The sequence below is a fragment of the Micromonospora sp. NPDC049004 genome (genome assembly GCF_040649315.1).
In the GTDB taxonomy this organism is placed as follows: domain Bacteria; phylum Actinomycetota; class Actinomycetes; order Mycobacteriales; family Micromonosporaceae; genus Micromonospora.
Genome location: NZ_JBEZFG010000009.1, coordinates 184,356 through 201,731 on the forward strand (window position 1 = coordinate 184,356; position 17,376 = coordinate 201,731).

The following is a 17,376-nucleotide window of genomic DNA, read 5'->3' on the forward strand; positions in this document are numbered from 1 at the left end:
CGGTGAATTGTCTGTGACCCTGACGGCGTGGATCCGACGCCGGCGCGCGACGCGGTGGAGCTGCGCGTGCACGGCATCTCCGGGGTGAGCGCGGAACGGATCCTCGACCACCCGATGGTGGTCCGCGTCGCAGGGGACCGGCACGCGGGCTTCTTCCGACCACGCAGCGGCAGCGGCGCCGCCGGGGGCGCCGCCGCCGGGGTTGCCGTCGAGGCGTACCGCTGGGGGTCCCTGACCGCCGGCGCCGCCGTCCGGACGGCCTCGATGCTGCTGTTGCTGCCGTTCATGCTGAGCAACCTGGCGATCTGGATGCGGCCGCCCGGCCGGGACCGGTGGGGACTGCTCGGCATACTGTGCCGCCTGCTCGCCGGCACCCTCACCGCCACCTTCGTGTTGGCGATCGTCGGCGTCACCCTGGATCTGGTCGGCTGGCAGTGCGTCCCGTACCCCGGTTGCCGCGCCGGCCGTCCCTACCTGGCCTGGCTCTACGCGCTGCCGTCCGGCCCGCGGCTGGCCCTGCTGTCGGTCGTCCCACTGATCGCGCTGCAGGTCGTCTGGGCGATCGGCACCCGGTCCACGCGGGCGTTCGAGGGATTCGGCCCGTCGTCCGCCCAGCACCCCACCAGCGGGACCGACGACCTCGACGACGCCGGTTTCTGGAACGACGAGCGGACGATCGGATGGCTGCGTCAGATCCACATCGCGCTCGGCGTCGGCACCCTGGACGTCAGCCTGCTCGCGGGCATCTCGCCAGGCGGCCCCGGCGCACCCGGGCACGTCGTGCAGTTCGTCGCCGCCGTCGGGCTGCTCGTGCTCTGCGTCGTCCTGCTCGGCCGGCCCGTGCCCACGAGCACGGCACAGAGCCGGCGCCTGCTGCGGCCGCTGTGGGCGATCGTCGTGGCGGTGACCGCGCTGTGCCTCGGTACGGCCGTGCTCGCCGGCGCGCGGCCGTCCGGTTCCGGCAAACTGCCCGGCTACGAGGGCGCCGCCGCCGGGGTGGTCGCGGTGCAGGGTGTCCTGCTCATCGTCCTGACGGCCGTCACGTACGCCCGCCAACGCGGCGGCCGCCACCGCGCCTTCCTCCGCGGGCTCGGCACCCCGATCCTGGCAGCGGCGGCGGTGAGCATCGGCGCGGCCTTCACCGCCAGCCTGGTCTACCGGACCGCCGACATCCTCGACCACGGTGACATCCCCGACCCGCTGCGACCCAACGCGCCGGTCGTCGGCCCGCTGGAGCCGCCGGTCGCCTACTGGTGGGCGGCGCTCGCCGGGCTCGCGGCGCTGCTGATCGGGGCGGCGGCCGCCTCGGCCACCCTCCTGCTGAGCCGTCGGCGGCGGCACGGGTTGGCCGCGAGCATCATCGAACGGGACTACCCGGACGCGTCGCCCGAGGACGCCCATCGGCTGCGGCTGGTCCGGGAGACCATCGCCCGGTCCCAGATCACCGAGGAGCTGGGACCGGTGCTGCTCGCGTTTCTGGTGATCGCGACACTCGGCCTGGCCACCGTCGCCCTCGACGTGATCGGGATCGGTCCCACCCAGCTCGCCGCCCACGTCGGTGCAGAGGGCGGTGCGGCGGGGCTCGTCGTGGCGTATCTGACCGATGCCGGTGTCTGGGTGATCAGCCTGCTGGTGATCTGCCTCCTGATCCTCGGTTTTCGCGCGTACCGGTCGTCCCAGACCCGGCGGCTGGTGGCGGTGCTGTGGGACCTCGGCACCTTCTGGCCGCGTACGGTGCACCCCTTCGCGCCGCCCTGCTACGCCGCCCGCGCCGTCCCGGAGCTGGCGAAACGGGTCACCGGGCTGGCCCGGGCCGGCCCGGTGGTCCTCTCGGGGCACAGCCACGGCTCGGTGCTCGCCGCCGCCACGATCCTGCAGCTACCGCCCGCCGTGCTGGCCAGGGTCTCGTTGCTGACCTACGGATCGCCGCTGGGGCGCACGTACGCCCGGCTCTATCCCGCGTACCTGGGACCGCCGACGCTCGTCGACCTGGGTGAGCGGATCGGGTGGCGGTGGCGCAACCTGTGGCGGGACACCGATCCCATCGGTGGGCCGATCTTCGACGACGCACCACCGGTGCGCGTCGACCCGGCGGCGGGCGACGTCGACATCCGGCTCCGCGATCCCCGAAGCCTGACCATCGACCCGGCGGACACCGTGCCGCCCCCGATCGAGCGGCACTGGCCGTACCACACGCAGGCCGCGTACCAGGTGGCGGTCGCCGAGCTGGCCGGCCGGTCCTGACCACGCGGCTGCCTACCGAACGCGGTGACCCCCGGCCGATCGGACCAGGGCACCGGCGGTGGCGACGTCCAGGGCACCGTCGGCGACGACGACCCGGTGTCGGCCGCGCCGTGTCGCGCCGGCCGCGATGGTCACCTGTCGCTCGAACGCGAAGGCCACCCCCACCCCCGGATACATCGCGGTCCGCACGAACCATCGGTCGCCGTCGCCGAGACCGTCGAAGACGAGGGTGTACGCCCCACCGCCCGCCCCGACGCCGACGAGGGCGACCCACGGCTCGGCGGAACCGTTGACGGCCTCCTCCCCCGTCGCGCCGGCGCTGAACACTCTGGCGGGCTCGGCCGAGACCGCCCGCCAGAAGAACCCGCCGTACCCGGCCCCGCCGGGGCGACCGTTGGTGGCCGGGCTGCCCAGCCGCACGTCCTGCCCAGCAGGGGCACTGAGCGTGTAGTCCACCTCCAGCCGCCAGGCCGGCAGCTCCCCCGCCGGCCCCGTGCCGGTCAGGCCGACGGCGGCGAGGTGGCGGCGCTCGTCGAGCAGCACCGCCCCGCCCGGGTCGCGCCATTGCAGCCGGTGGGCCAGCCGGTCCGCGGACCGCTGCGACCAGCCGGTGTGCGCGATCCGCCCGTGGTCCTCGCGCCACGTGTAGCCGACGTCGCGCACGTACGTGCGCCCGCCCCAGAGGTTGGTGCCGTTGACGTCCTGCACGGCGAGGGACGCGCCGAGGTGCCACACGTGGTCGGCGGGGAGCGCGTCGGTCACCACAGTGCCGCCGAGGGTGCGTACCGGGTGCAGGTACGGCCGGGGTCCGTGCCGCGCGTCCAGCGCCGGGTCCACCACGTACCGGGCCACCTCCGTCCCGCCCACCAGCAGCCGCGCCGGCTCCTCGGCGGGGTCGGTGCCGGTGCGGGCCGCCGCGCCGCCGCCGGCGGCGGGGTCGGCGCTCACGGCAGCTCCGGCGGCGCGGAGACCGGCCGGGGCCCGACGGCACCGACGAGGGCCCGACGGCCGCAGTCCCGGCCGCCGACCGACCGGGCGCTGGCGGCACCGGCGGGGGCCGGCCGGGCGCCGTCGACACCGGCGGGGGCCGGTCGGCGGCCGGCGACGGCGTGCAGGGCGGCCACGGTGTAGCCGGCGAGGATCGGCACCGCGACCGGCGTGACGAGGACGGCGAGCAGCCCGGCCAGCGCGGTCACCCCGGTGAGGGCGGCCCAGCGGATCGGCGCGTCGAGGCAGGCGCGGGCGGCCCGGCGGGCCGCGACCCGCCACCGCCCGCCCCCGTCGCCGCCCACCTCGACGACGACCAGCCCGGCGTACCCGGCCAGACCGGCCGCGATCAGCGCGGTCACCGCCAGCGTCGGCGGGCCGCCCGGCACCCGGCCGGCGGCCAGCGCCGCCAGGTCGGCGGCGAGCAGCCCGGCCACGGTGAGCGCGAGCAGACCGACCGGCACGCCGGGCAGCACCGCGCGGCCGAACCGGCGCGCGGTGGTCCGCGCCGACGGCCAGCTGCCGGTACGCGTCAGGTCGTGCACGGCCGCGCTGGCCGTGCCGACGGCCGCGGCGGCGGTGAGCACCGGCGCCGCCGCCAGGGTCAGCAGGATGCCGAGCAGCGCGAGGTCGGCGGCGTCGCGGGCGACGTCGCGCCAGTCCCGCCGCCCGACGGCGTCGACCGGTTCAGCCCTTGATGCCACTGGTGTTGATCCCCTCGACGAGCATCCGCTGGAAGGCGACGAAGAACAGGAAGACCGGCAGCAGCGACAGCACCGACATGGCGAACATCGGCCCGACCGCGCTCTGGCTGGTCGAGTCGATGAACAGGGTCAGCGCTACCGGCACGGTGTAGTCCTGGAGCTGGGACAGGAAGACCAGCTGGCGGAAGAAGTCGTTCCAGGTCCAGATGAACGAGAAGATCGCGGTCGTGACCAGCGCGGGACGGCTCAGCGGCAGGATGATGTGCCGGAAGATGCCGTACGGACCGGCGCCGTCGATCCGGGCCGCCTCGTCCAGCTCGCGCGGGACGCCGCGCATGAACTGCACCATGAGGAAGACGAAGAACGCCTCGGTGGCCAGGAACTGCGGGATGAGCAGCGGCAGGTACGGCCAGTCGCCGCCGACCAGCCCGAGCGTCCGGAACAGGATGTACTGCGGCACGATCAGCACGTGCTGGGGCAGCAGCAGCGTGCCGATCATGACGGCGAACCACATGCCACGCAGTCGGAACCGCAGCCGGGCGAAGGCGTACGCGGCGAGCAGGCAGGACAGCCCGTTGCCGACGACGGTGAGCAGGCTGACCATCGCGCTGTTGAGGAAGAACCGGCCGAAGCTGACGTCGAAGTTGGACCACCCGGCGGTGTAGTTGCCCGGGGTGAAGCGCTCGGGCAGCAGCCCGATGTTGTTGACGATCTCCTCCTGGGACTTCACCGATGTGCCGACCATCCAGATCAGCGGGTAGAGCACCGCGGCGACGATCACCACCAGGATCAGCAGCCGCAGCAGGGACCGGCCGCCGGGCCGCCGGCGGACTGTCGGCGGCGCGGTAGGCGTCGGTACGTCGGCCGCCGGATTCACCGCCACCATCACCGGTCCTCCCCGTCGGAGTAGTGCACCCAGAACCGTCCGGTGCTGAAGAAGATCGCGGTGATGACCGCGATGGCGAGCAGGAACACCCAGGCCATCGCCGAGGCGTAGCCCATGTTGAGGTCGGTGAAGCCGGTGATGTAGAGGTTCAGCGTGTACATGAGGGTGGAGTCGACCGGGCCGCCGGTGCCGTTGCTGAGCACGAACGCGGCGGTGAAGCCCTGAAAGCCGTTGATCGTCTCCAGCACCAGGTTGAAGAAGATGACCGGGGAGAGCATCGGCAGCGTGACGTTGCGGAACTGGCGGAACCTGCCGGCGCCGTCGACCGAGGCGGCCTCGTACAGCTCGGTGGGCACCTGCTTGAGCCCGGCCAGGAAGATCACCATCGGTGCGCCGAACTGCCAGATGGCGAGCACCATCAGCGTCTGAAGGGCCCAGTCGGGGTCGTTGACCCACGGTCTGCCGGTGATGCCGACGAGGCTCAGCAGCGAGTTGAACGCGCCGTCGCGGTTGAACATGTTGACCCAGACGATGGCCAGCGCGACGCTGCCGCCGAGCAGCGACGGCAGGTAGAACAGCCCGCGGAACAGGCCGACGCCGCGCCAGGCACGGTTGAGCAGCAACGCCACGCCGAGCGCCGCGGCCAGCTTCAGCGGCACCGCGACCAGCGCGAACGTCAGGGTGACCCGCACCGCGTGCCAGTACGACGGGTCGGCGGTGAACATCCGCTCGTAGTTGGCGAACCCCACCCACTCCACCTCGGAGAACGGGGTGAGGATGTCGTAGTTGGTGAAGCTCAGGTAGAGCGACAGCAGCATGGGAACCGCCGTGACACCCATCAGGCCGATGAGCCACGGCGACAGGAAGACGTACCCCGCCAGACCTTCGCTGTGCCGGATGCTGCCGGGCCCACGCCGCGAGGCGTGGGCCCGGTCGGATCCGGGGCCGCGTCGGGTCGGGTCGGGCGCCGTGGTCAACGCCACGAACAGCTCCTCTCCTCGCCTCGTGCGGCGGTCAGGCGATGGCGGACTTGCACGCCTCGACGAACTGGGCGGCGGCCTGCGCGGAGGTGGCCCGGCCGTACTGCACGTTCTCGGCAGCCTTGACCAGCTCGGACTTGACCTTGCTGTGTCCCTTGATCGGCACCTGCGGGGACTGGCCGAACTTCTGCGCCAGCTCGGTCTCGACAGCGATGGACTGCTTCATCGCCGGGTCGGTGGTGTCGTCGCTGACCACCCGGCGCAGGTCCAGGTTGGACGGCAGGCCGCGGTCGGTGCCGAGCAGCTTGACCGCCTCCTGGTCGTTGTTCAAGAAGTCGATCACGTCGACCGCGACGTCCTTGTTCTTGCTGCCCTTGAACACCGACCAGTACATGGAGGCCCGGGCCCACTGCGCGCTGGGGTCACCGGGATAGGCGACGACCCCCAGCTCGTCCTTGGTGTTCTTCTTCAGGTCGGGCATCTGGTTGGCCCAGACCCAACTGGTGCCGGCCTTGCCGGTGACCACCAGCTGCTTGGTGACGTCACTGGAGTTGCCCTCGTGGATGACGTCGGCGCTCGGGGTGGCCTTGCGGTCCCGGGCGCCCTTCCACAGGTCGAACCACGCGGTCACGTCCTCGGCCGCGAAGCCCAGCTCGTTGCCCTTGTAGAGGTCCTTGCCCTGCTGGCGCAGCCAGATCCAGTACGCCTTGTAGTCGGCGCTGGGGTCCTGCGTGCCGGGCACACCGGTCTTCTCCGACACCTGGGCGGCCCAGGCGATGTGCTGCTCCCAGGTCATCCCGGTGGTGGGCTCGGGCAGGTTGTGCTTGGTCAGCAGGGTCTTGTTGTAGACCAGGCCCTGGGTGTTCTCCCCAGCGGCCACCCCGGCCAGTTTGCCGTCGACCACGCCGTACTCCAGCAGGCTCTTGGGGAACTTGGTGACGTCGAGCTTGCCGGAGTCCTGGTAGCTCTTCAGGTCGAGTGTGGTGCTGCGGGCCGCATACTCGGCGAGGTAGTTGTCGTCGATCTGGAACAGGTCCGGCGGATTGCCGCCGGCGGTGAGCGTGGCGAGCTTGTCGAAGTAGCCCTGGTTGGCCTGCCAGGTCTTCTCGAAGGTCACGTTCGGGTGCTTCTTGGTGTAGAGGGCCAGGGCGTCCTCGGTCAGCTTGGCGCGGGCGTCGCCGCCCCACCAGAAGATCGAGAGCTTGACCGGGGCGTTCGGATCGGCGGCGCCGTCATCGTCGCCGCAGGCCGCGGCGCCGAACATCAGCGGCGCGGCGACGGTCGCGGCGAGCAGGCCGCGCAGGAGTCGCCGCCGGGGCACCGGGGTACCGTGATGGCGCCCGACGGACGTGTCGGTGGTGGGGGGCGTTGCGGGGTGCATGTGCGCTCACTCCTCGGCATTAGGAGGCGACGGCGTCACCGGTGGCCGCGGTCGGGACGCCCGGGCCCGCAGGGCAATGCGGGTCCGGGCCAGGCGGCGCGGCCAGGGGACGTGCCGGTCGGGCGTGCGGGCCCGGGCCGGTCGAGTCGCGGATGACCAGGTCGGTCTGGAGCATTACCTGTGCGGTGGTACGACGGACGCCGAGCGCCGTGCCGGCACCGGGCCCCCGCGCGCCGCGCGGTGACTCGATGTCCTGTTGCAGCAGCATGTCGACGGCCGTCCGGCCAGCGGCCCCGGTGGGTGTGGCCACCGTCGTCAATTTGGGGCGGGTGAGCCGACTCAGGGCGATGTCGTCGACCCCGACGACACTCACCTCCTGCGGCACCCGGACCCCGAGCGCGTCCAGCCCCTCGATGAGGCCGATCGCCATCAGGTCGTTGTAGGCGAGCACTGCCGTCACGCCGCTGCGCCGCACCTGGTCGGCGACGGCGAGGCCGCCGGTCTCGGTGGGCGCGTTGGGGCCGAGCACGGTCAGCTCCACGCCGCCGCTGCGGGCGGCGGTGGTTGCGGCGCGGCGCATCTCCCGGTTGGTCCACGAGCTGCGGGGGCCGCCGAGCAACGCGATGCCGCGGTGACCGAGACCGATCAGGTGCTCGATCGCCGCCCGGGCGCCCTGCCCGACGTCCATCAGGACGCACGGCAGGCCGGTGACCTGGCGGTTCACCACCACCAGCGGCACCTCCCGGCTGAGCTGCTCGATCAGGCTGTTGCTCATCCGCGGACTGCACAGCAGCACCCCGTCGACCTGCTTGGCGAGCGCGTGGACCAGCTCCTCCTCGGCGGTCGGGTCCTCGTTGGTGTCGGCCACGAAGACGTGGTAGTCGCGATGGCGGGCCTGGCTCTCCGCCGCCTTGATCAGCGGCGGGAAGAACGGGTTCGCGATGTCCGCGATGATCAGGCCGATGTTGTGCGTCCGCCCGGTGATCAGGGCCCGGGCGGCGCGGTTCGGCCGGTAGCCCAGGTCCTCGGCGCAGGCCAGCACCCGGACCCGGGTCTCGGGGTTGACCAGGTGCGGGGCCGAGAAGGTGCGGGACACGGTGGAGATGTGCACCCCGGAGGCGCGGGCGACGTCCCGGATGGTGACTGGCACGGCGGGCCCTTCGTCCGATGTGGCGACGGTCACGTGGGTGCCGCCAATTAATGCAAACGGTTGCGCCAGTGTCAACGGTCAATGGTTGCGGTTCTGTTGCGTCGACGCTTCCCGTGGTGACATACAACGCCGCATACACGGACATTTATCGCCGATTGCGGCGTCGCCGTTGACGCCATCGCATTGATCGTGGTTACTTCACTGCAAACCTTTGCAGGGATCACCTGGGGGCGATCGCATGTCACCGAGATCCGACGGCCGCGTCCGCCACGCCGTCGTGGGCACCGGCGCACGGGCCGAGATGTTCGTCCGTGCCCTGGTGCTCGACCACGCCGACACCACCGAGCTGGTCGCCTTCGCCGACGTCAACCAGGCCCGGATGGACGCGCACAACCGCTGGCTCGCCGAGCTGGGTCACCGTCCGGTGCCGACGTACCCGGCCGGTGAGTTCCGGGCCATGCTGGACAAGGAGCGGGTCGACGTCGTGCTGGTGACCAGTGTGGACGTCACCCACGACGAGTACGTGGTGGCCGCGCTGCGCGCCGGCCGGGACGTCGTCACCGAGAAGCCGATGACCGTCGACGCCGCGCGCTGCCGGCGCATCCTGGACGCGGTTTCCGAGACCGGCGGCCGGGTGACTGTCGCCTTCAACTACCGCTACAACCCGCTGCACGAGCAGGTCCGGCGCCTGCTCGCCGACGGCGCCGTCGGTGAGATCGGCTCGGTGCACTTCGAGTGGCTGCTCGACGTGCGGCACGGCGCCGACTACTTCCGCCGCTGGCACCGCGACAAGGCCACCTCCGGCGGGCTGATGGTGCACAAGGCCAGCCACCACTTCGACCTGATCAACTGGTGGCTGGGGGCCACCCCGGTCGAGGTGTACGCCGCCGGCCGCCTGTTCTTCTACGGTGAGGACGGCCGCCGGCACGGCTACGCCCGCGACTACGAGCGGGCGTACGGCTCCCCCGCCGCGGTCGACGACCCGTTCGCGTTGCGGCTGGACGCCCACCCCCGGCTGCGGGAGCTGTACCTCGACGCCGAGGCCGAGGACGGCTACCAGCGCGACCGCAACGTGTTCGCCCCGGGCGTGAGCATCGAGGACGACATGGCCGTGCTCGCCCGCTACTCCACCGGCGCCACGATGACCTACCACCTCACGGCGTACGCCCCCTGGGAGGGTTACCGGGTGATGGTCAACGGCAGCCGGGGGCGCCTCGAACTGGAGGTGACCGAGAACGACTTCGTCGACCGGGGCACGGCGGGCGCGGTCAAGGGCGCCGCGCTGCACGGCGTCGAGGCGCCGGCCGAAGGGGGCGGCGCGACGCTCACCCTGCGCCAGTTCTGGGAACCACCCCGGCAGATCCCCGTCGAGGGTCGTACCCGCCACGGGCACGGCGGCGCGGACGCCCGGATGACCGCGGTGCTCCTGGGCGGCCAGCCCGATCCGCTGGGCCGCGCCGCGACGGCCGACGACGGCGCGCTGGCCCTGCTCACCGGCCTGGCCGCCAACCGGTCCTTCGAGACCGGGCAACCGGTGCGGGTCGCCGATCTGCTCACCCCCCGCTGACCATCGACGAGGAGCCCAGCCCCGTGCCGACGTCCGACCACACCGACCTGCTCCTGCCCACCGAGCCCGGGCAGCGCGCGATCGCCCGGGAGCTGTACGCCCTCGCGGCGCAGCAGCCGATCATCTCGCCGCACGGGCACGTCGACCCGGCCCTGCTCGCGCAGGACCAGCCGTTTCCCGACCCGGCGCGGCTGCTCATCGTGCCCGACCACTACCTGACGAGGATGCTGCTCAGCCAGGGCGTCCCCCCGTCGGACCTGGGCGTGCCGACCCGCGACGGCAGCCCGACCGAGACCGACGGCCGGACGATCTGGCGGCGCTTCGCCGCGCACTGGCACCTGTTCCGGGGCACCCCGTCGCGGCTCTGGCTGGAGCAGACCTTCCGCACCGTGTTCGGGGTGCACACCCCGCTCGGCACGGCCACCGCCGACACCGTCTACGACGAGATCGCGGCCCGCCTCGCCGAGCCGGACTTCCGGCCCCGGGCGCTGTTCGAGCGGTTCGGAATCGAGGTGCTCGCGACCACCGAGTCGCCGCTGGACGACCTCGCGCAGCACGCCAAGCTCGCCGCCGACGGGTGGGGCGGGCCGGGCGGCCGGGTGGTCACCACGTTCCGCCCGGACGACGTGGTGGACATGGAGTACGAGGGCTGGTCGTCCAACGTGGCGCGTCTCGGCGCGTTGACCGGCGAGGACACCGGCACGTACACCGGTTATCTGGCCGCGCTGCGGGCCCGGCGAGCCGCGTTCATCGCGGCCGGGGCGACCTCGTCGGACCACGGCCACCCCACCGCCCGCACCCTGGACCTGACCCCGGCCGAGGCCGCCCGCCTCTACGACCGGGGCCTGCGCGGCGAGGCCGACGCGGCCGACGCGGAGGCGTTCCGGGCGCACATGCTGATGGAGTTCGCCCGGATGTCGCTCGACGACGGCCTGGTCATGCAGCTGCACCCCGGCGCGGTGCGCAACCACAACCGCTGGCTGTACGAGCGGCACGGCCGCGACGTGGGCGGGGACGTTCCGCAGGCCACCGAGTACGTGCACGCGCTCGCGCCGCTGCTGGAGCGCCACGGCAACGATCCTCGGCTGCGGGTGGTGCTCTACACGCTCGACGAGGACACCTTCACCCGCGAGCTGGCGCCCCTCGCGGGCGGCTACGCCGCGCTGCTGCTCGGCGCACCCTGGTGGTTCCTGGACTCCCCCGAGGTGCTGCGCCGGTTCCGGGAGACGGTCACCGAGAGCGCCGGCTTCTACAACACCACCGGGTTCGTCGACGACACCCGGGCGTTCTGCTCCATCCCGGTACGCCACGACGTGGCCCGCCGGGTCGACGCCGGTTTCCTGGCCCGGCTGGTCGCCGAGCACCGGCTGCCGCTGGACGAGGCCGCCGAGACGATCGTCGACCTGGCGTACCGGCTGCCCAAGCGGGTCTTCAACTTCGAAGGGGTTGGCCATTGAGTGTCACCATCACGTCCGTCGAGGTGCACGACGTGCGGTTCCCGACCGCCGCTCGGGGCGACGGGTCCGACGCGATCAACCGGGGTGACTACTCGGCGACGTACGTCGAGCTGGGCACCGACGCCGGGCCGGTCGGCGCGGGGTTCACCTTCACCAACGGCCGGGGCAACGAGATCACCTGCGCGGCGGTGCGGGCGCTGGCCCACCACGTGAAGGGGCGGACGGTCGAGGAGATCGCGGCCGAGCCCGTGGCGTTCTGGCGTTCGCTCAGCGCCGACGTGCAGTTGCGCTGGCTGGGGCCGGAGAAGGGCGTCATCCACATGGCGACCGGCGCGCTCGTCAACGCCGTGTGGGACCTGCGGGCCAGGATCGCCGGCAAGCCGATGTGGCGGTTCCTCGCCGAACTGCCGACCGGCGAGCTGGTCGCCAGCGTCGACTTCAAGCACATCACCGACGCGCTCACCCCCGACGACGCCGCCGCCATCCTTGACAAGGGACGTGACGGCCTGGCCGACCGGTTGGCCACCCTCGAACGCGACGGCTTTCCGTCGTACACCACCTCGGTGGGTTGGCTCGGCTACCCCGACGACAAGGTGCGGGCGTTGACGCGGCAGGCGTACGACGACGGGTGGCGGGCGATGAAGATGAAGGTGGGCGGCCCGCTGGCCGACGACATACGCCGGGCCCGGATCATCCGCTCCGAGATCGGCCCGGACGCACTGCTGATGATGGACGCCAACCAGGTGTGGGACGTCGACGAGGCGATCACGGCGATGACCGCCCTCGCGGAGGTGGACCCGTACTGGATCGAGGAGCCGACCCACGCCGACGACATCCTCGGGCACGCCCGGATCGCGCGCGCCGTCGACGAGCTGACCGGCGGCCGGTGCCGGGTCGCCACCGGCGAGGTCGCCGCCAACCGGGTGATCTTCAAGCAGCTGCTCCAGGCCGAGGCGATCGGCGTGATGCAGATCGACGCGTGCCGGGTCGGCGGCGTCAACGAGGTGCTGGCCGAGCTGCTGCTGGCGGCGAAGTTCGGGGTGCCGGTCTGCCCGCACGCCGGCGGTGTCGGTCTCTGCGAGTACGTCCAGCACCTGGCGATCTTCGACTACCTGCGGGTGGGCACCGCCCTGGACGGTCGGATGATCGAGTACGTCGACCACCTGCACGAGCACTTCGTCGACCCGGTCCGCACCCGCGGCGGCCGCTATCTGCTGCCCGATCAGCCCGGCTACAGCGCCACCATGAAACAGTCGTCGATCGCCGAGTTCCGCTTCCCGGACGGTCCGGCATGGCGGTGACCGTCGGCGCGTCCCGCCTCGGCCTGGGGGTGCTGCGCCACCTGCCCGTCGAGTCCCGTCCCCTCATCCGGCCGGGCACCGTACCGACGGGCGTCGTACACCTGGGCCTGGGCGCGTTCCACCGGGCGCACCAGGCCGTCTACACCGAGGCGGCGGTCGGCGCGGCCGGCGGCGACTGGGGCATCGTGGCCGTCGCCCCGCGCAGCACCGCAGTGGTCGAGGCGCTCGCCGCCCAGGACAACCTGTTCAGCGTCAGCGCCCTGTCCGCCGCCGGCACCGCCACCCGGGTGGTGGGCGCGCTCAGCGGCGTACGACATGCTCCCAGCGACCCGGACGCCGTGGTGGCGTTGCTGGCCGACCCGGCGGTGCGCGTCGTGACGCTCACCGTCACCGAGAAGGCGTACCAGCTCGATCCGGTGACCGGCCGCCTGTCCCCGGACGCCGCGCTCGCTGCGGACCTCGCCGGTCAGCAGGCCCCGACGACCGTGCCGGGGCTGCTGCTGCGCGGGCTGGCCGCCCGCGCCGCCGCCGACGCCGGGCCGCTGGCGCTGGTGAGCTGCGACAACCTGCCGGCCAACGGCCGGCGGCTGCGCGGCCTGGTCGACCAGGCGGTCGAACGGGCCGAGGGGGTGCCCGCCGGGCTCGTCGACTGGGTGGTCGCCAACGTGACCTGCCCCGGCACCATGGTGGACCGCATCGTGCCGGCCAGCACCCCGGAGACCATCGACGCGGCCCGCCGGGCGCTCGGCGTGACCGACCTGGCCGCGGTGGCCGCCGAACCGTACGCGCAGTGGGTGATCGAGGACGACTTCCCCGGCGGGCGGCCGGGCTGGGAGCACGCCGGGGCGGTGCTCACCGGCGACGCCGGACCGTGGGAACGGTTGAAGCTGCGCACCCTCAACGGCGTGCACTCGGCAGTGGCGTACCTCGGCGCGCTGGCCGGCCGGGAGACCATCGCCGACGCCCTGGAGATCCCACACCTGACCGACGTGCTGCGCCGGCTGATCGCCGAGGACGTCGCGGCCAGCTTCACGCCACCGGACGGGGTGCGCGTGATCGACTACGGCGAGCAGGTCCTCGCCCGGTTCGCCAACCCGGCGATCCGGCACCGCACCCTCCAGGTCGCGGTGGACGGCTCGCAGAAGCTGCCGCAGCGCATCCTGCACACCATCGCCGACCTACGCGCGGCCGGACGGTCCGCGCGCTGGGGCGCGCTGGTCGTGGCGTCCTGGTTGCGCTTCGCCCTGGGGTACGCCGACGACGGCGGACCGCTGCCGTTGCAGGACCCCCTCGCGGGACCGATCCGGGCCGCCCTGGACGCCGGCGCGCAGAGCCCGGCCGGCGCGGTGGACGCCGTCTTTGCGCTGCGCGAGGTCATCCCGGCCGAGGTGGCCGAGGACGACGAGGTACGCGCCGACGTGACCGCCTGGCTGACCGCGCTCGGACGACACGGCGTCGAGGCGACCCTGGCCGGCGCCCGGTGAGCGGGTCGGCATTCGCTGGTGGCTCGTGAACGGGTCGGTGCCGCCGCCGACGGTGGCGGTGATCGGGGCCAACGGGCACGGCCACTGGCACCGGCGGGTGATCGCGCCGCTGCACGCCGGTGGCCGGCTGCGGCTGGTCGCCCTGGTCGACGTCCAACCGGTGCGCGACGAACGCGAGGCGCCGGTGCCGCCCGGGGTCGGGGTGTTCACCGACCACCGGGCGATGCTCGCCGCCACCCGACCGGAGGTGGTGGTGATCTGCACCCCGCCGCACACGCACCTGCCGATCGCCCGGGACGCCCTGGAGGCCGGCGCGGACCTGCTGCTGGAGAAGCCGCCGGTGCTGTCGCTGGCCGAGCACGACGAGCTGACCGGCGCGCTGGCGGCGACCGGCCGGGTCGCCCAGGTCGGTTTCCAGGCGCTCGGTTCGGCGGCGCTGACCGCGCTGACCGACGCGCTGGCCGCCGGCCGCCTCGGCGCGGTCACCGGCATCGCGACAGTCGCCGCGTGGCAACGGCCGGACGCCTACTACGCCCGATCCCCTTGGGCCGGTCGCCGCAGCGTGGACGGCCGGCCGGTGCTGGACGGCGCGCTGGCCAACCCGCTCGCGCACGCGGTGATGCAGTGCCTGGCCGTCGCCGAGGCGCTCGGCGGGGCGCCACCGTGGCCGGTCGCCATCGAGGTGGAGCGCTACCGGGTGCGGCCGATCGAGGTGGAGGACACGGCGGTGCTGCGGGTGCGGTTCCGCGCCGGCCCACCGGTGCTGGCGGCGGTCACCCTGGCAGCCGAGGAGTTCGTGGCCGGCGAGGTGGTGGTGACCGGCACGTCGGGACGGGCCGTGCTGGAGTACCCCACGGACCGGTTGCGCCTGCCCGGTGACGTGGTGACCCGCCGCGTCCCCGGTCGACAGGGCCTGCTGGAGAACCTGCTCGCCCACCGCGTCGACCCGGCCGGAGTGCCGCTGATCGCCCCGCTGGCCCGTACCGCGCCGTTCACCGCCCTGCTCGACGCGTTGCGGGCCGCGCCCGACCCTCGACTGCTCGACGGGGAGCTGGTCGACGTGGTGGGCGACGGTGACGAGCGGGTGGTGCGGATCCGTGGCGTGGTCGAGGTACTGCGTCGGGCGGCCGAGCAGGGCGCGCTGCCCAGCGAGCAGGGCGTGCCGTGGGCCGTACCGGCGTACCGCGCGCACCTGGCGTAGTGGTGGCGCCCTGCGGTGGCGAGGGTGCTGCTGTTGTCCTTTGCTCTGCTTCAACCGAGGCAACACTTTTGCCCCGCAGGTGTTGCCTGGGTTGAAGCAGAGCAAAGGAGGCGACGGGTCAGTGTCCGCCCCTCCTGCGGCATTCGGGGCAGAGCACCGACGTCAGGAGAGACGGCCCTCGGAGCGACTGTCCGTGCGCTAACGTATGTCCACATGGGAGCAGTTGACCTGGCCCTGGCCGTCGCGGCCGGCGTGGCCAACCTGGTCGTCGCCGCCGTGCTGCTCGCCAGGAGCCGCGGTGGCACCGTGGCACCCCGGATTTTCGGCCGCCCGCAGCCGCTCCCCCGCCTGCGGGCCGCGATGCACGCCTGCCTGGGGCTGGGGCTGGGGGTCGGCTGGCTCGTCAAGGACATCTTCCCGCCCCACTCCACGGGCGACGCGGTGCTGTTCATCGTCGTCAGGGTCCTGCTGGTGGCTGCTCTCGCCACCGCAGTGCTGGTCGCCTTCGGGGCACGTGCGACTCGCGCGGAATGAGACCGCCCACTGGCGGCCGGCACCACTGCAACATTCCTGCAAACAATTTATATTGACCGATACAAAACCGCGAACCTACCGTTCCTGGTGAATGCCGAACCACCACCAGCGAATGGAAAAATCAATGCGCGCACCCCTCATCGGGGCGATGGTGATCGCCGTCCTGGTCGGTGCCACACCGGCCGCCGCCGCTCCCCGCCCCGACACGTCCGCCGCCGATCGGCTGTCCTGGTCGGCCCGTCACCTCGGTCGGCAGGCCCTGCCCGAGCGCGACGGCTGGGCGGCCGAGGGCACCGGCACCACCGGCGGTTCGGCCGCGACGCCCGAGCGGACAAGGGTGGTCCACGATCGGGCGGAACTGGTCGACGCCCTCGGCGGTGACAACGCCGGCAACGCCACCGACGCCACCCCCAAACTGATCTACGTGGACGGCGCTGTCGACGGCTTCACCGGGCCCGGGGGCACGCCGCTGAGCTGCGCCGACCTGGCCGACCCGGCGTACCAACTGGACGCCTATCTGGCCGCGTACGACCCGGCGGTGTGGGGTCGGGTGGCGCCGGCCGGGCCGCTGGAGGAGGCCCGGGTGCGCTCGGTGGCCAACCAGACCCGCCAGACCCAGATCAACGTCGGGCCGAACACCACGATCGTGGGGCTGCGCGGCGCTCGACTGACCGGGCTCACCCTCATGATCGACCGGGCGTCCAACGTCATCGTGCGCAACCTGACCTTCGTCGACGCCCGGGACTGCTTCCCCGCGTGGTCGCCCACCGACGGCGACACCGGCAACTGGAACAGCCAGTACGACCAGATCTCGGTACGCCGCAGCGAGCACGTCTGGGTCGACCACAACACGTTCACCGACGGCGACAACCCGGACAGCGCCCAGCCGAGCTACTTCGGCCGGCCGTACCAGGTGCACGACGGCTCGCTGGACGTCACGCACACCGCCAGCTTCGTCACCGCCTCGTGGAACCGCTTCACGGGACGGGACAAGCTGATGCTGATCGGCTCGTCCAACACCGTCGGCCCGGACGTGGGTCGGCTCAAGGTCACTCTGCACCACAACCTCTTCGACGGGGATCTGCAACGGCTGCCCCGGGTGCGGTTCGGTCAGGTCGACGTCTACAACAACCTGTACCGGCTGGGCGGCGACGGCTTCCAGTACGCGCTGGGCGTCGGCGTGCAGTCGGCGATCTACGCGCAGAACAACTTCTTCTCCCTCGACGCGGGTCTCGACCCGGCCGACCTGCTCTACGACTGGGGCGGCACCGCGCTCACCGAGCGGGGCTCCTGGGTGCGCCAGGGCGCCGGCCCGGCCCGGCCGGTCGACCTGCTGGCGGCGTACAACGCGGCGCACGAGCCCGACCTCGGCGCCGACGCCGGCTGGACACCGACCCTGCGCCGCGACCCGGTCCTGCCGGCGGCGCTGCTCCCGCTGCTGGTGGGTCCGCTCGCGGGCGCCGACCGGCTGCCGCTGTGACGACTCGCCGTGGTCGGGTC

The 17,376-nt window shown here is 72.8% G+C and carries 14 protein-coding genes; 8 read left to right on the top strand and 6 right to left on the bottom strand.

The window, feature by feature from the left end; all coding sequences use genetic code 11:
- Positions 1–27: 27 nt before the first annotated feature.
- Positions 28–2,244 (top strand): hypothetical protein, encoded by a 2,217-nt coding sequence (locus AB0B97_RS25675; RefSeq protein WP_357497092.1) that lies wholly within the window; start codon positions 28–30, stop codon positions 2,242–2,244.
- Positions 2,245–2,256: 12 nt separating this feature from the next.
- Here AB0B97_RS25675 and AB0B97_RS25680 read toward each other — a convergent pair whose 3' ends face one another.
- From AB0B97_RS25680 to AB0B97_RS25705, 6 genes are read right to left on the bottom strand one after another with little or no spacing between them, the layout of a single operon-like run.
- Positions 2,257–3,192, bottom strand: coding sequence for a PmoA family protein (locus AB0B97_RS25680; protein ID WP_357497094.1), 936 nt, complete (start codon positions 3,190–3,192; stop codon positions 2,257–2,259).
- Entirely contained in the window at positions 3,189–3,935 is a 747-nt protein-coding gene (locus AB0B97_RS25685) for a hypothetical protein (RefSeq protein WP_357497096.1), read from the bottom strand. Before AB0B97_RS25685 ends, AB0B97_RS25680 begins: the two co-directional genes overlap by 4 nt.
- Entirely contained in the window at positions 3,919–4,821 is a 903-nt protein-coding gene (locus AB0B97_RS25690) for a carbohydrate ABC transporter permease (protein WP_357497098.1), read from the bottom strand. The genes AB0B97_RS25685 and AB0B97_RS25690 overlap by 17 nt, the downstream gene beginning before the upstream one ends.
- Positions 4,821–5,804: a sugar ABC transporter permease gene (locus tag AB0B97_RS25695; RefSeq protein ID WP_357497100.1), complete on the bottom strand. Its 984-nt coding sequence runs from the start codon at positions 5,802–5,804 to the stop codon at positions 4,821–4,823. The genes AB0B97_RS25690 and AB0B97_RS25695 overlap by 1 nt, the downstream gene beginning before the upstream one ends.
- 31 nt (positions 5,805–5,835) lie before the next feature.
- Positions 5,836–7,182 carry an extracellular solute-binding protein gene (locus tag AB0B97_RS25700; protein ID WP_234590843.1) on the bottom strand — a complete coding sequence of 449 codons (1,347 nt, stop codon included), beginning with the start codon at positions 7,180–7,182 and terminating at the stop codon, positions 5,836–5,838.
- A 19-nt stretch (positions 7,183–7,201) separates the two neighbouring features.
- Positions 7,202–8,332 (bottom strand): LacI family DNA-binding transcriptional regulator, encoded by a 1,131-nt coding sequence (locus AB0B97_RS25705; protein ID WP_357497102.1) that lies wholly within the window; start codon positions 8,330–8,332, stop codon positions 7,202–7,204.
- Between the two features lie 238 nt (positions 8,333–8,570).
- Here AB0B97_RS25705 and AB0B97_RS25710 point away from each other — a divergent pair, with 238 nt between their 5' ends.
- The 7 genes from AB0B97_RS25710 to AB0B97_RS25740 all read left to right on the top strand — a co-directional run bounded on the left by AB0B97_RS25710 (position 8,571) and on the right by AB0B97_RS25740 (position 17,356).
- Positions 8,571–9,899: a Gfo/Idh/MocA family oxidoreductase gene (locus AB0B97_RS25710; RefSeq protein ID WP_357497104.1), complete on the top strand. Its 1,329-nt coding sequence runs from the start codon at positions 8,571–8,573 to the stop codon at positions 9,897–9,899.
- Positions 9,900–9,922: 23 nt separating this feature from the next.
- Positions 9,923–11,356, top strand: a complete 1,434-nt coding sequence (gene uxaC, locus AB0B97_RS25715) for a glucuronate isomerase (protein ID WP_357497106.1) — start codon at positions 9,923–9,925, stop codon at positions 11,354–11,356.
- Positions 11,353–12,657 (top strand): enolase C-terminal domain-like protein, encoded by a 1,305-nt coding sequence (locus AB0B97_RS25720; protein ID WP_357497108.1) that lies wholly within the window; start codon positions 11,353–11,355, stop codon positions 12,655–12,657. The genes uxaC and AB0B97_RS25720 overlap by 4 nt, the downstream gene beginning before the upstream one ends.
- Positions 12,648–14,141 (top strand): mannitol dehydrogenase family protein, encoded by a 1,494-nt coding sequence (locus tag AB0B97_RS25725; protein ID WP_234590864.1) that lies wholly within the window; start codon positions 12,648–12,650, stop codon positions 14,139–14,141. The genes AB0B97_RS25720 and AB0B97_RS25725 overlap by 10 nt, the downstream gene beginning before the upstream one ends.
- 25 nt (positions 14,142–14,166) lie before the next feature.
- The gene (locus AB0B97_RS25730) at positions 14,167–15,342 is read left to right on the top strand and encodes a Gfo/Idh/MocA family oxidoreductase (RefSeq protein WP_357497110.1); all 1,176 of its coding nucleotides are present in this window, start codon (positions 14,167–14,169) and stop codon (positions 15,340–15,342) included.
- A 213-nt stretch (positions 15,343–15,555) separates the two neighbouring features.
- A complete protein-coding gene (locus tag AB0B97_RS25735; RefSeq protein WP_357497112.1) occupies positions 15,556–15,876 on the top strand; it encodes a hypothetical protein in 321 nt (106 codons plus the stop codon).
- 124 nt (positions 15,877–16,000) lie between these two features.
- Positions 16,001–17,356 (top strand): polysaccharide lyase family 1 protein, encoded by a 1,356-nt coding sequence (locus tag AB0B97_RS25740; protein ID WP_357497114.1) that lies wholly within the window; start codon positions 16,001–16,003, stop codon positions 17,354–17,356.
- The last annotated feature ends 20 nt before the right edge of the window (positions 17,357–17,376 follow it).

Coding starts and splice junctions, on each gene's coding strand:
- AB0B97_RS25710 (WP_357497104.1), top strand. CDS start 8,571: ATGTCACCGAGATCCGACGGCCGCGTCCGCCACGCCGTCGTGGGCACC.
- AB0B97_RS25725 (WP_234590864.1), top strand. CDS start 12,648: ATGGCGGTGACCGTCGGCGCGTCCCGCCTCGGCCTGGGGGTGCTGCGC.
- AB0B97_RS25740 (WP_357497114.1), top strand. CDS start 16,001: ATGCGCGCACCCCTCATCGGGGCGATGGTGATCGCCGTCCTGGTCGGT.
- AB0B97_RS25690 (WP_357497098.1), bottom strand. CDS start 4,821: ATGGTGGCGGTGAATCCGGCGGCCGACGTACCGACGCCTACCGCGCCG.
- AB0B97_RS25735 (WP_357497112.1), top strand. CDS start 15,556: ATGGGAGCAGTTGACCTGGCCCTGGCCGTCGCGGCCGGCGTGGCCAAC.
- AB0B97_RS25700 (WP_234590843.1), bottom strand. CDS start 7,182: ATGCACCCCGCAACGCCCCCCACCACCGACACGTCCGTCGGGCGCCAT.